The organism is Candidatus Allofournierella excrementavium, from assembly GCF_048526665.1.
In the GTDB taxonomy this organism is placed as follows: Bacteria; Bacillota; Clostridia; order Oscillospirales; family Ruminococcaceae; genus Allofournierella_A; species Allofournierella_A excrementavium.
This window is the reverse complement of the sequence record NZ_DBGFPE010000042.1, coordinates 108,837-121,249: the sequence shown is the minus strand read 5'-3', so window position 1 is coordinate 121,249 and position 12,413 is coordinate 108,837. Positions and strand designations below refer to the sequence as shown.

Here is a 12,413-nt window from a genome sequence, read left to right as displayed (position 1 = left end):
TTGTCCATGAAGCGGTCAAAGGTGAGGACGGAAGCCGGGAACAGGAGGTAGAAATCTTCTACCGCTTTATCGGCAAAATTGATTAAATGACACCAATATTTTTAACTATGTGATACCGGCGGCGCGCTGCCGGACGTGGCCCTGCTCTGCCCGCTGGCCCGGGCACTGGGCTGCAGTGCCGACGAACTGCTGGGCTTTCGGCCGGAACTTTCCCCGGAAGAGATAGACGCGGTGTGCAAAACGCCCCGGGCGCTGTTCGACGGGGGCGACTGGTGCGGCGCGCTGGAGTTCTGCCGCCAACGCCTGCGGGAGTACCCCGGCGATCTGAACCTGCGGTTCCGGCTGGGCTTCCTGTTGGCGGGCTTCGCAGATAAAACCCGGGACGAAGCCGCCCGGGAAGAACTGTGCACAGCCGCCGCCGGGCTCTTTGAACAGGCGGTGGAGCTGCCCGATGAAGAGCAGCGCCGCGCCGCCTGGAGGATGCTGGCCCGCCTTTATGCCGACAAGGGCCAGTTCGACCGGGCGCTGGAGGCTCTGGGCAACCTGCCCAGCTGCAACCAGGAGGGCTTGGGCCTGCGGGCGGACATCCTGCGGCGGATGGGGGACCTGAACGGGGCCGCCCGGCTGGAGGAGACCACTCTCTCCGCCCAGCTGGCCGCGCTGGACCACACCCTCACCAGCTTTGCCGCCACCCGGCGGGCCCAGGGCCTGCGCGAAGAGGCGGAACGACTGGAACAGCAGGCCCGGCGGCTGAAGGAACTGTTCGGCGCGCCCGCCGCCCCGGCGGGCTGCTGCTGCGAATGTGAAGGAGAAGCGAGCGAATGAAACAGAAGTTTGACGTCACCGGCATGAGCTGCGCCGCCTGCTCGGCGGCGGTGGAGCGTGCGGTGAACAAGCTGGAGGGCGTGGACAGCGCCCAGGTGAACCTGCTGGCCAATTCCATGCAGGTGGAATACGACGCGGCCGCCGTCACCGAGGCGGACATCTGCGCCGCAGTGGAAAAGGCGGGCTATGGCGCCAGCCCGGTTGCCCCTGCGGGCAGCAAAGACGCCCCGGCCAAGGCCGCCCCTGCCGGCGAGGACCCCGCCGAGGCGGAACTGCGCGGCATGAAAAAGCGGCTGGTGGTGTCGCTGGCCTTTCTTATCCCGCTGATGTACGTCTCCATGGGCCACATGATGGGCCTGCCGCTGCCCGCCTTTTTCCACGGGCGGGAGGGCGCGGTGGCCTTTGCCCTCACCCAGTTTCTGCTGGTGCTGCCCATCATGTATGTGAACCGCAAGTTCTATATCGTGGGATTCAAGAGCCTGTGGCACCGCAGCCCCAACATGGACAGCCTCATCGCCCTGGGCAGCGCCGCCGCCGTGGTCTACGGCCTGTTCGCCCTCTACCGCATCGGCTGGGGCCTGGGCACGGGGGACATGGAACTGGTGGACCGCTACCGCATGGACCTCTATTTTGAGTCGGCAGGCACCATCCTCACCCTCATCACCCTGGGCAAGTTCCTGGAGGCCCGGGCCAAGGGACGCACCGGGGCGGCCATCCGTGCGCTGATGGACCTTGCCCCCGACACCGCCCTGGTGCTGCGGGACGGCGCGGAGGTGGAGATACCCGCCGAGGAAGTAGCCGTGGGGGACACGGTGGTCATCAAGCCGGGCATGCGCATCCCGGTGGACGGCACGGTGCTCACCGGCCTGTCCAGCGTGGACGAGTCCGCCGTTACCGGCGAGAGCATCCCGGCGGAAAAAGCCCCCGGCGCGCGGGTCATCGCCGCCTCCATCAACCGCTCCGGCAGCTTCACCTTCCGGGCGGAAAAGGTGGGGCAGGACACCACCCTCGCCCAGATCATCGCCCTGGTGCAGGACGCGGGAGCCACCAAGGCCCCCATCGCCAAGCTGGCGGATAAAGTGAGCGGCGTGTTCGTGCCGGTGGTCATCGCCATCGCGCTGGCCGCCTTTGGCGTGTGGCTGGCGCTGGGCCAGACCATGGAGTTCGCCCTGGCCCGGGCCATCTCGGTGCTGGTCATCAGCTGCCCTTGCGCCCTGGGCCTCGCCACCCCGGTGGCCATCATGGTGGGCACGGGCAAAGGCGCGCGGCTGGGCATCCTTTATAAAAACGCCGAAGCGCTGGAAAACGCCCACAAGGTGAACACCGTGGTGCTGGACAAGACCGGCACCATCACCGAGGGCAAGCCCGCCGTCACCGACCTGCTGCCCGCCCCCGGCGTGGACAAAACCGAACTGCTGCGGGTGGCCGCCGCGCTGGAAAAGCCCAGTGAACACCCGCTGGCGGAGGCCATCCTGGCCGCGGCGGGGGACATGCCCCTGCCCGAAGCCGAAAAATTCGAAGCCCTGCCCGGCCGGGGCGTGCGGGCCTTCGTGAACGGCCGGGAGCATCTGGCGGGCAATCTGCGCCTGATGGAGGAGCAGGGAGTGGATGCCGCCTGGGCCGCATCGGAGGCCGAGCGGCTGGCGAAGGAGGGCAAAACGCCCCTGTACTTCGCCGCCGAAGGCAGACTGCTGGGCCTTGTGGCCGCCGCCGACCCGGTGAAGCCCACCAGCGCCGCCGCCATCGGTGAATTGCAGGCCATGGGCCTCAAGGTCATCATGCTCACCGGTGACAACGCCCGAACCGCCGAAGCCATCCGGGCCCGCTTGGGCATCGAGCAGGTGGTGGCCGAGGTGCTGCCCCAGGACAAGGAGGCCCAGGTGCGCGCCTTGCAGCAGCAGGGCCGCCGGGTGGCCATGGTGGGCGACGGCATCAACGACGCCCCCGCCCTCACCCGGGCGGACGTGGGCGTGGCCATCGGCGCGGGCACGGACGTGGCCATCGACAGCGCCGACGTGGTGCTGATGAAGAGCGACCTGTGGGACTTGGTGAACGCCCTGCGCCTCTCCCGCGCCACCATCCGCAACATCCGGGAGAACCTGTTCTGGGCCTTCTTCTACAACAGCATCGGCATCCCGGTGGCGGCGGGCGCGCTTTACGGCTTCGGGCTGGTGCTGAACCCCATGCTGGGGGCCGCCGCCATGAGCCTTTCCAGCGTGTGCGTTGTTTCCAACGCCCTGCGCCTCAATTTCTTCAAGCCGAAACAGGCCGCCGCGCCCCAGCGCCCGGCGGACCTGCCTCAGAATAACGAACCCTGCGCCCAAGAGGCGCAGCCGAAAGGAGAACCTGTCATGACCGAGAAAACCATTCACATCGAAGGCATGGCCTGCGGCCACTGCACCGCCCGGGTAGAGAAGGCGCTGGCCGAGGTGGCCGGCGTGGCTTCCGCCAAGGCCGACCTGGAGGGCAAGTGCGCCAGGGTCACCCTGAACGCCCCGGTGGAGGACGCGACCCTCACCGCCGCCGTCACCGACGCGGGCTACGAAGTCACCGGCATCGAATAAACCGAGACAAAAAAAGAGCCGCCCGGCGGGGCGGCTCTTTTTTGTTTGGTTCACAGGAAGGTCTGCCAGCTGAAGAAGGCGAGGCCGAACACCACGGCCAGCACCACCAGCCAGGTCAACACCAGCAAGGGGCTGAGCCCCTGGCGCAGCTGACGCCACAGGCCGGGCCGCTTTTTCATTTCGCGTCACCCAGCAGGGCCGCCACCGCATCGGCGGCGGGGGCCAGGGCGTCGCCCGCGTAGGTCTCAATGGCGCCGCCGTCGGCGCAGGCGGTGAGCTGGGGGTCAAGCGGCATCTTGGCCAGCACCTTCACGCCGTACTTGGCGGCGGTCTCTTCCAGATGGCTGTCGCCGAAGACGGGGATTTTCTTGCCGCAGTCGGGGCAGACGAGGTAGCTCATGTTCTCCACCACGCCCAGGATGGGGATGTTCATCATCTGGGCCATCTTCACGGCCTTGCCCACGATCATGCTCACCAGTTCCTGGGGGCTGGTCACCACCACGATGCCGTCCACCGGCAGGGTCTGGAACACGGTCAGAGGCACGTCGCCGGTTCCCGGAGGCATGTCCACGAACAGGAAGTCAACGTCCTTCCAGATGACTTCCTGCCAGAACTGCTTCACAGCGCCGGCGATGACCGGGCCGCGCCACACCACGGGGTCCTCTTCGTTTTCCAGCAGCAGGTTCACGCTCATCACGTCGATGCCGGTGCGGCTCTGGATGGGCCAGATGCCGTTCTCATCGCCCAGCGCCCGGCCGTGGATGCCGAACAGCTTGGGGATGGAGGGGCCGGTGATGTCGGCGTCCAGCACGCCCACACGGTAGCCCCGGCGGCGCATCTCCACCGCCAGCAGGGCGCTGGTCATGCTCTTGCCAACGCCGCCCTTGCCGCTCACCACGCCGATGACCTTTTTGATGCTGCTCAGCTGGTGCGGGGGCTCGTGGAAGTCCTGGGGATTCTGGCGGCTGGCGCAGTTCTGCGAACAGCTGCTGCAATCATGGGTGCATTCGCTCATTGGTTTTTCTCTCCTTTATCTCACGGGGCGGGTCACAGCTTCGCCACGACGCCCTGCACCAGGTCCTGCAGGACCTGGGCGCGCCGGTCGGCGATGGCGATGACCTCGTCGCCCGAAAGCTTTTTCTTTTCAATGCCCGCGGCCATGTTGGTGATGAGGCTGATGGCCAGCACCGGCAGACCGCAGTGGCTGGCGGCGATGACCTCGGGCACGGTGCTCATGCCCACAGCGTCCGCGCCCAAAGTGCGGAAAGCACGAATTTCCGCCGGGGTCTCGTAGCTGGGGCCCATGTAGCCCAGATACACGCCGGCGCGCACGGCAACGCCCTGCTCGGCGGCCACTTTGAGCGCCAGCTCCCGCAGAGCGGGGGTGTAGGCGAAGGTCATGTCACAGAAGCGGGGCCCCACTTCCTCGTCGTTGGGGCCGGTGAGGGGGTTGCGGCCCATGAAGTTGATGTGGTCCTCAATGATCATCAGGTCGCCCACCGAGAACTCCAGGTTCACGCCGCCGGCGGCGTTGGTGAGGATGAGGGCCTCGATGCCCAGCTCCTTCATCACCCGCACGGGGAAGACGATGTCCTCCATGGAGTGGCCCTCGTAAAAGTGCAGCCGGCCCTGCATGCACAGCACCTGCTTGCCCGCCAGCTGCCCGGCAACAAAACGCCCGGCGTGGCCCGGCGCGGTGGACACCACAAAACCGGGGATTTCGGAATAGGGGATATAAACCGGGTTTTCCAGCCGGTCGGCAAGGCCGCCCAGGCCGCTGCCCAGCACCAGCCCCACCTGAGGCGCGGCGGGCAGCCGGTCCCGCAGAAAGCCGGCAGCCAGTCGAATCTTTTCGATCATACAAAAACCTCCTGTCGTAGTCCTTTTTATAGTAGCACAAACCCGCCGGAATGAAAAGGTGGCGGGGCATACTTTTTGCCGCCGCGCGCATAAGAATGGAGGGAGAAAACAGCGGGGGAGGCGCATCCATTGGCCGGAGTGCGGGTCTATCTGAAAAACGCGGCCATCCTCACGGTCACCGGCCTTGGCCTGCGGGCGGCGGGCATGGTGCTGCGGGTCTATATGGCGGCGCTGCTGGGGGCCGAGGGCATGGGCCTCTATCAGCTCATCTTCACCGTTTACGGCCTGACTGCCACCGTGGCCACTGCCGGCATGTCGGTGGCGGCCACCCGGCTGGCCGCCGAGGAACTGGCCCGCCTGGAAGCTCCCCGCGCCGCCGGCATGATGGCAAAGCTGACGCGCCTTTCTCTGGCGCTGGGCTTTGCCGCCTGCGCCGCTCAGCTGCTGCTGGCCCGGCCGGTGGCCCGCTTCGCCCTGGGAGACGTGCGAGCGGAACCGGGCCTTCTGGTGCTGGCCCCCAGCCTGCCCTTCATGGCGCTGGCAGCGGTGTTCAAGGGCTATTTTTTTGCCCGCCAGCGGGTGGGCCCGGGGGTGAAGAGCCAGGTCTTTGAGCAGGCGGTGCGCATCGCCCTTGCGGCGGCGGTGCTGCCCGCGGCGGGGGGCTGGGGCGCGCAGTACGCCTGCGCGGCGCTGGTGGCGGGCAACACCGTCAGCGAGGCGCTGGCCTGCCTGCTGCTTTTGCACGATTACAGAAAGGACGCCCGACGGCTGTTCGGCGGGGCGCGCCCGGCCCCGCCCGCCGACGCGGGCAGGCGCATCTGGCACATCCTGGCCCCGGTGGAGGGAGGCCGCTGCCTGGACAGCGCCCTCCATACGGCGGAGAACATGCTGGTGCCCGCCTGCCTGCTGGCCTTTCTGGGCAGCCGGGCCGAGAGCCTTGCCCAGTTCGGGGCCCTCAAGGGCATGGCCATGCCGGTGCTGCTCTTTCCCTTCTCCTTTCTCACGCCGCTGGCCACCCTGCTGCTGCCGGAGGTCACCCGCGCCCACATTCTTGGCCGCCGCCGCACGCTGGAAACGCTGGTGGGCCGCATCATGCTGTTCACCAACCTCTTTTCGGTGCTGGCGGGCGGGCTCATCGCCCTGAACGCCGCGCCCCTGGCCCGCCTGCTCTACCGGGACGAGAGCGTGGGCCTCTATCTTCTGGTGCTGGCCCCGGTGCTGCCCGGCATGTACCTGGACGCCATGGGCGATTCCATCCTCAAGGGCCTGGGGGAGGAGGTGGCCACCTTCCGTTACAGCATCTGGGACTCGATGCTGCGCATCGCGCTGGTGCTGCTGCTCATGCCCCGGTTCGGCATGACGGGCTTCCTTGTGGTGATGTGGGCCTCCAACGTAACCTCGGCGCTGCTGAACATCTTTCGCATCCGCAAGGTCACCGGCATCCGTACCCGCTGGTTCGAGTGGTTCATCCAGCCGGCCCTGCTCTTCGCCGCCGCCGCGGCCCTGGGCCAGACCTTCGTGCGCCTCGCCGCCCCGGCGGGGGACGTGTGGCAGGTGGCGTGCAGCGTTGCGGCCACCGGCGGGCTGTTCTGTGCCTTCTTGCTGCCCCTGGGGGCGGGCCGCCAGCTCAAGGCGGTGCTGGATGCCCGCCGCGCCCCGGCCAAAGAGAACTGAAAAAGCGGCGCTTCCGCCCCAGAGGGGAGAAAACGCCGCTCTTCTTTTGTTTAAAGGGCCTCGGCCCGCGCCCGCTCGCCGTCCCATTCGGTGAGCCGGGCAGTCACGATCTGGCCCGCCGCCGCGCCGGGGGCCTTCACCGCCACCGGCAGATACAGCCGGGTGTAGCCGGTGAAGAGGCTGCCGCTCACTGCCTTTTCCAGCAGCACCGTGTCCTCGGTGCCCAGCATCTCCCGGGCAAGCGCGCCGCGCACCTCGTCCGCCGCCGTTTGCAGCCGGTGCACCCGGTCCGCCTTCTGGGCCTCGGTGAGCTGGCCGGGGAAGTTCGCCGCGGGGGTGCCCGCCCGGCGGGAGTAGGGGAACACGTGCACCTTCAAAAACTTTTGCCGGCACACAAAGTCAAGACTCTCGGCAAACTCGTCCTCGGTCTCGCCGGGGAAACCCACAATAACGTCGGTGGTGAAGCTGGCGAAGCCCCCGAAGGCCGCCCGCAGCTTTTCCACCACCCGGGCGTACTCCTCGGCGGTGTACACCCGGCGCATCCGCCGCAGGGTGGCGGTGCAGCCGCTCTGCAGCGACAGGTGGAACTGGGGACACAGCTCCTTCACCGCCGCCATCCGGGCGATGGCCTCGTCGCTCAAAAGGTCCGGCTCCAGGCTCCCCAGCCGGATGCGCTCGATGCCCTCCACCTTCGCCGCGGCCTCAATGAGGCTCACCAGGTCGGTGCCGGTGTCCTTGCCGTAGCTGGGCAGGTTGATGCCGCTGAGCACCACCTCTTTGTAACCGGCGGCGGCCAGCGCGGTCAGCTCCTGCACCACGCTCTCCTCGCTGCGGCTGCGGCTGGCGCCCCGGGCCCGGGGGATGACGCAGTAGGCACAGCGGCGGTCGCAGCCGTCCTGCACCTTGATGAAGGCCCGGGTGTGGCCCTCAAAATTCTCCATGGGCAGTTCCTCGAACCGCTCGCCCTTTTCGTGGGCGCGGATGTCCACCACCCGCTCGCCGCTGTCCAGCGCTTTCTGAATGTCCTCCAGCATGGCGGCGCGGCCCACGTTGCCCACCACCACGTCCGCTTCTTCCAGCCCGGCGGCCTCCTCGGGGAACGCCTGGGGATAGCACCCGGCCATCACCGTCACCGCGCCGGGATTCTGGCGCTTGGCCCGCCGCAGCCACTGGCGGCTCTTCTTGTCGCCCCCGGCGGTCACGGTGCAGCTGTTCACCACGTAAACATCCGCCGCTTCGCCGTCCGCCGCGAGGGTATAGCCCCGGCGCAGGAACAGCTGTTCCAACGCCCCGGTCTCGTTTTGATTCACCTTGCAGCCAAGGGTGTAAAAGCTCACGCGCATAGGGTATCTCCTTCGTAAATACGGGGTGTTCTCCGCCTTATTATACGGCCCGGCGGGCAAAATCGCAAGGGCGGCGGCATATACATTCCATAGACAAAACCGGCCCCCGGGCCTGTGAAAAGAGAGGAAGGAACTCTTATGCTGAAAAAAAGACTGCTGGCCCTGGCGCTGTGCTGTGTGCTGGCGGCGGCGCTGTGCATGCCCGCCTTTGCCGAACCGCTGGCCGCCGGGCGCTTTGCTCTGCCGGATTTTGACGTGCCCTGCCGGGCGGCGGTGCTCATCGATCTTTCCAGCGGCACGGTGCTCTACGAAAAGGAGCCGGACACCCCCATGCCCATCGCCTCCATCACCAAGGTGATGACCCTGCTGCTCACCTTTGAGGCCATCGACGCGGGCAAGGTGAGCTTGCAGGACACGGTGCCCGTCTCCGACCACGCCTATAATATGGGCGGCAGTCAGATCTGGCTGGAACCGGGGGAGACATTCACCCTGGACGAGATGATAAAGGCCATCTGCGTGTCCAGCGCCAACGACGCGGCGGTGGCGGTGGCGGAATTCATCGGCGGGTCGGAACCGGCCTTTGCCGAACTGATGAACCAGAAGGCCGCGGAGCTGGGCATGGTGAACACCACCTTCAAAAACGCCTGCGGGCTGGACGAGGCGGGCCACCTCTCCACCGCCCGGGACGTGGCCATCATGAGCCGGGAAATGCTTTTGAAGCACCCCCAGATCACCGACTACACCACCATCTGGATGGACACGCTGCGGGGCGGGCAGACCCAGCTGCTCAACACCAACAAGCTGCTCAAGCGCTACCAGGGCATCACCGGCCTCAAGACCGGCACCACCAGCGGCGCGGGGGTGTGCATCTCCGCCAGCGCCAGCCGGGACGGGCTGGACCTGCTGGCGGTGGTGCTGGGCGCGGCCTCCAGCGCCGAGCGGTTCGACGCCGCCACCGCCCTGTTGGACTACGGCTTTGCCAACTTTGAAAACGTGACGGCCCCCGCGCCGGAGAACGCCCCCGCCAGCCTGCAGGTGACCGGCGGCGCCGAGGAGACTGTCAAGCTGGAATACGCCGCGCCCCAAAAGCTGCTGGTGCAGAAAGGAGAGGGCGGCGCCCTCACCGCCGAGCTGGAGCTGCCCCAGACCCTTGCGGCCCCGCTGGCGGCGGGCCAGCAGGTGGGCACGGTGACGGTGCGCAGCGGCGAGACGGTGCTGGGTTCCTGGCCGGTGACGGCGGCCGGGGAGGTGCAGCCCATGACGGTGCGGCTGGGATTTGAGCGCCTGCTGGCCGCCCTCACCGCCCACTGATTTTTTGCCAAATCCCGGCGGGCCACCTTGACTTTGTACTGTCAAAACGGTATAGTTATTACAAACAAACACCCAGCCTTCACCGCCCGGCGGCACCCCGTCGGCAGCGGGCCGGGGCAGAGGACGGGAGAGCATAACATGAGCGTAAAATTCAACGGAAAACACCTGAACGGTTTTGTGAACGAGGGCGAGTGGAGCGCCATCTGGCCCCAGGTGGAAACGGCCCACAAACTGCTGGAAGAGCGCACCGGCCCCGGCAACGATTTCCTGGGCTGGGTGGACCTCCCCGTCAACTATGACAAAGAGGAATTCGCCCGCATCAAGGCTGCTGCCGAAAAGATCCGTTCGGATTCCGACGTGCTGGTGGTCATCGGCATCGGCGGCTCCTATCTGGGCGCCCGTGCCGCCATCGAGGCCATCAAGGGCCAGATGTACAACTGCACCTGCAAAGACACCCCGCAGATCTTCTTCGCCGGCAACTCCATCTCGCCGGCCTACCTGAACGACATCCTGGCCTGCTGCGAAGGCAAGCGGGTGAGCGTGAACGTCATCTCCAAATCCGGCACCACCACCGAGCCCGCGCTGGCCTTCCGGGTGTTCAAGAAGTATCTGGAAGACCGCTACGGCAAGGAAGAGGCCAAAAACCGCATCTACGCCACCACCGACAAGGCCCGCGGCACCCTGAAAAAGCAGGCCGACGACGAGGGCTGGCCCACCTTTGTGGTGCCCGATGACGTGGGCGGCCGCTACTCGGTGCTCACCGCTGTGGGCCTGCTGCCCATCGCCTGCGCCGGCTGCGACATCGACAAGCTGATGCAGGGCGCTGCGGACGCCCGCGCCGCCTACTCCGTCTGCACACCGGACAACGACTGCTACAAATACGCCGCCGCCCGCAACATCCTGTACCGCAAGGGCAAGAGCGTTGAGCTGATGGCCGCCTACGAGCCCAACTTCACCATGATGAACGAGTGGTACAAGCAGCTCTACGGCGAGAGCGAAGGCAAGGACAACAAGGGCCTCATGCCCACCAGCGTCATCTTCTCCACCGACCTGCACAGCATGGGCCAGTTCGTCCAGGAGGGCGCGCGCATCATGTTCGAGACGGTGGTGAACATCGCCGCTCCCACAAAGGACCTGTTCATCGAGGCCGACGCCGAGAATCTGGACGGCCTGAACTTCCTGGCGGGCCAGAACATGAGCGTGGTCAACCAGAAGGCGATGCAGGGCACCGTGCTGGCCCACACCGACGGCAATGTGCCCAACATCCTGCTGGAGGTGCCCAGCCTTTCCGAGTACGACCTGGGCTGGCTGATCTACTTCTTCGAGCGTGCCTGCGCCATCAGCGGCTACATGCTGGGCGTCAACCCCTTCGACCAGCCCGGCGTGGAAAGCTACAAGAAGAACATGTTCGCGCTGTTGGGCAAGCCCGGCTACGAGGACCGCAAGGCTGAGCTGGAAGCAAAGCTGCAATAATAAACATGAGTCGTATGGGCGCGGGCCCCACCGCTTGCGCCCTCGAAAATAAAGGAGGTACCCTCTCTATGATTAAACTGATCGTTGGCACCAAAGGCACCGGCAAGACCAAAACGATGATCGATCACATCAACACTGTGACCAAGAGCACCACCGGCAACGTGGTGGTCCTGGAGAAGTCCATGCAGCTGACCTTCGACATCGACCATGCCGCCCGCCTGGTGGACCTTGACGGATATGGCATCAGCGGCTATGAAATGCTCTACGGCTTCGTGGCGGGCGTTCTGGCCGGCAACTACGACATCACCGAGCTGTTCATCGACGGCATCCTGAAGACCTGCAACCACGACCTGGCCGGTCTGGGCGCGTTCCTGACCAAGGTGGAGGGCCTGGCCGCCACCGCCGGCACCAACGTGACCATCACCATCTCCGCGGCGGCCGAAGACCTGCCCGAAGACGTGAAGAAGTACCTGTAAGACCTGCAAAAAAGGCTTCGGGGGCGGGGGTCAAAAAAATGACCCCCGCTTTCAAATTATCTATTGACAAAGCAGGGCGCATTGGATATAATAATCAGGCGGCCTTTTTTGAGGTGAAGTATGCAATTTGACCTGAAACAGTTCCTGCGCACCGGGCGCGTGCCTTATACGGCGGCGCTGGAATGCGACCTTTCCGGGTGGGACTGGCCGGGCTATGAACCGGTCGGACCGATCACCGGCGAGTTTTCCGCCGCGCTGGACGAAAACGGCAAAGCGCAGATCCATCTCAACCTCAATGCAGAGGTGACCGCACCCTGTGCGCGGTGCCTCGAACCCGCGTTCTGCTCGCAAAGCATCGAGCGAGACTGGTCCGTTGGGCCGGGCGACCTCGAAAGCGACGAGCTGGAGCTGCCCGTCAGCGAAAAAGGCGTGCTCGACATCGACGAGCTCATCTTTGAGGAACTGGTGCTGGAGCTCCCCACCGTGCTGCTGTGCAGTGCGGATTGTCAAGGGCTTTGCCCCGTTTGCGGACAACCCAAAGCGGCAGGCTGTTCCTGCTGTCCGGCAGGGCCTCAAGAGCCTGCCGCAAACCAAGGGCTTGCTATATTAAAAGAACTGCTAAGCGAAGATTCACATTAGAGGAGGTGCTTAAAATGGCAGTACCCAAGAGAAAGGTTTCCAAGGCACGGCGCGACAAGCGTCGCTCCTCTGTGTGGAAGCTGGAGGCCCCCGCTCTGGTCAAATGCAGCCAGTGCGGCGAGTACAAGCTCCCCCATCAGGTATGCGGCAACTGCGGCTACTACAAGGGCAAGGAAATCGTCAAGAAGGAAGCGTGATCCGCTTCCCGCAGAAGTAAGGGGAGGGCAGCGCCTTCCCCTTTTTCTTTT

The 12,413-nt window shown here is 65.7% G+C and carries 13 protein-coding genes; 9 read left to right on the top strand and 4 right to left on the bottom strand.

What is annotated here, in order from left to right; translation table 11 throughout:
* The 3 genes from ACMI1Q_RS10505 to ACMI1Q_RS10495 form a co-directional block, all read left to right on the top strand.
* Positions 1-86, top strand: an 86-nt coding sequence (locus ACMI1Q_RS10505; RefSeq protein ID WP_176850317.1) for a DUF4368 domain-containing protein, incomplete at its 5' end; no start/stop codon positions are given.
* A 49-nt stretch (positions 87-135) separates the two neighbouring features.
* Complete coding sequence (locus ACMI1Q_RS10500; RefSeq protein WP_419503719.1) at positions 136-825, top strand: hypothetical protein; 690 nt, start codon at positions 136-138, stop codon at positions 823-825.
* Entirely contained in the window at positions 822-3,389 is a 2,568-nt protein-coding gene (locus ACMI1Q_RS10495; RefSeq protein WP_419503718.1) for a heavy metal translocating P-type ATPase, read from the top strand. Before ACMI1Q_RS10500 ends, ACMI1Q_RS10495 begins: the two co-directional genes overlap by 4 nt.
* 50 nt (positions 3,390-3,439) lie before the next feature.
* On the opposite strand, the gene ACMI1Q_RS10490 is transcribed toward ACMI1Q_RS10495, so the two are convergent.
* From ACMI1Q_RS10490 to ACMI1Q_RS10480, 3 genes are read right to left on the bottom strand one after another with little or no spacing between them, the layout of a single operon-like run.
* Entirely contained in the window at positions 3,440-3,568 is a 129-nt protein-coding gene (locus tag ACMI1Q_RS10490) for a hypothetical protein (protein WP_394979110.1), read from the bottom strand.
* A complete protein-coding gene (locus tag ACMI1Q_RS10485) occupies positions 3,565-4,404 on the bottom strand; it encodes a P-loop NTPase (protein WP_177521950.1) in 840 nt (279 codons plus the stop codon). Before ACMI1Q_RS10485 ends, ACMI1Q_RS10490 begins: the two co-directional genes overlap by 4 nt.
* Positions 4,405-4,436: 32 nt before the next feature.
* Positions 4,437-5,249 (bottom strand): purine-nucleoside phosphorylase, encoded by an 813-nt coding sequence (locus tag ACMI1Q_RS10480; protein ID WP_394979107.1) that lies wholly within the window; start codon positions 5,247-5,249, stop codon positions 4,437-4,439.
* A gap of 138 nt (positions 5,250-5,387) precedes the next feature.
* On the opposite strand from ACMI1Q_RS10480, the gene ACMI1Q_RS10475 reads away from it, so the two are divergent.
* Entirely contained in the window at positions 5,388-6,923 is a 1,536-nt protein-coding gene (locus ACMI1Q_RS10475; RefSeq protein WP_419503722.1) for a polysaccharide biosynthesis C-terminal domain-containing protein, read from the top strand.
* A gap of 50 nt (positions 6,924-6,973) precedes the next feature.
* Here the strand turns inward: ACMI1Q_RS10475 and mtaB are convergent, their stop codons facing one another.
* Entirely contained in the window at positions 6,974-8,266 is a 1,293-nt protein-coding gene (gene mtaB, locus ACMI1Q_RS10470; RefSeq protein WP_419503717.1) for a tRNA (N(6)-L-threonylcarbamoyladenosine(37)-C(2))-methylthiotransferase MtaB, read from the bottom strand.
* Between the two features lie 138 nt (positions 8,267-8,404).
* Here mtaB and ACMI1Q_RS10465 point away from each other — a divergent pair, with 138 nt between their 5' ends.
* The 5 genes from ACMI1Q_RS10465 (at position 8,405) to rpmF (ending at position 12,362) form a co-directional block, all read left to right on the top strand.
* Positions 8,405-9,577 (top strand): D-alanyl-D-alanine carboxypeptidase family protein, encoded by a 1,173-nt coding sequence (locus ACMI1Q_RS10465; protein ID WP_419503716.1) that lies wholly within the window; start codon positions 8,405-8,407, stop codon positions 9,575-9,577.
* A gap of 138 nt (positions 9,578-9,715) precedes the next feature.
* Positions 9,716-11,050: a glucose-6-phosphate isomerase gene (locus tag ACMI1Q_RS10460; protein ID WP_330058681.1), complete on the top strand. Its 1,335-nt coding sequence runs from the start codon at positions 9,716-9,718 to the stop codon at positions 11,048-11,050.
* Positions 11,051-11,118: 68 nt separating this feature from the next.
* Positions 11,119-11,526: a hypothetical protein gene (locus ACMI1Q_RS10455; RefSeq protein ID WP_177521944.1), complete on the top strand. Its 408-nt coding sequence runs from the start codon at positions 11,119-11,121 to the stop codon at positions 11,524-11,526.
* Positions 11,527-11,646: 120 nt separating this feature from the next.
* The gene (locus tag ACMI1Q_RS10450; RefSeq protein WP_177521943.1) at positions 11,647-12,165 is read left to right on the top strand and encodes a YceD family protein; all 519 of its coding nucleotides are present in this window, start codon (positions 11,647-11,649) and stop codon (positions 12,163-12,165) included.
* Positions 12,166-12,179: 14 nt separating this feature from the next.
* Positions 12,180-12,362 (top strand): 50S ribosomal protein L32, encoded by a 183-nt coding sequence (rpmF, locus tag ACMI1Q_RS10445; protein WP_177521942.1) that lies wholly within the window; start codon positions 12,180-12,182, stop codon positions 12,360-12,362.
* Positions 12,363-12,413: the final 51 nt, after the last annotated feature.

Excerpts from the sequence above, each read along its gene's own strand:
- ACMI1Q_RS10495 (WP_419503718.1), top strand. The coding sequence starts at position 822 with ATGAAACAGAAGTTTGACGTCACCGGCATGAGCTGCGCCGCCTGCTCG.
- ACMI1Q_RS10490 (WP_394979110.1), bottom strand. The coding sequence starts at position 3,568 with ATGAAAAAGCGGCCCGGCCTGTGGCGTCAGCTGCGCCAGGGGCTCAGC.
- ACMI1Q_RS10485 (WP_177521950.1), bottom strand. The coding sequence starts at position 4,404 with ATGAGCGAATGCACCCATGATTGCAGCAGCTGTTCGCAGAACTGCGCC.
- ACMI1Q_RS10480 (WP_394979107.1), bottom strand. The coding sequence starts at position 5,249 with ATGATCGAAAAGATTCGACTGGCTGCCGGCTTTCTGCGGGACCGGCTG.
- mtaB (WP_419503717.1), bottom strand. The coding sequence starts at position 8,266 with ATGCGCGTGAGCTTTTACACCCTTGGCTGCAAGGTGAATCAAAACGAG.
- ACMI1Q_RS10465 (WP_419503716.1), top strand. The coding sequence starts at position 8,405 with ATGCTGAAAAAAAGACTGCTGGCCCTGGCGCTGTGCTGTGTGCTGGCG.
- ACMI1Q_RS10460 (WP_330058681.1), top strand. The coding sequence starts at position 9,716 with ATGAGCGTAAAATTCAACGGAAAACACCTGAACGGTTTTGTGAACGAG.
- ACMI1Q_RS10455 (WP_177521944.1), top strand. The coding sequence starts at position 11,119 with ATGATTAAACTGATCGTTGGCACCAAAGGCACCGGCAAGACCAAAACG.
- ACMI1Q_RS10450 (WP_177521943.1), top strand. The coding sequence starts at position 11,647 with ATGCAATTTGACCTGAAACAGTTCCTGCGCACCGGGCGCGTGCCTTAT.
- rpmF (WP_177521942.1), top strand. The coding sequence starts at position 12,180 with ATGGCAGTACCCAAGAGAAAGGTTTCCAAGGCACGGCGCGACAAGCGT.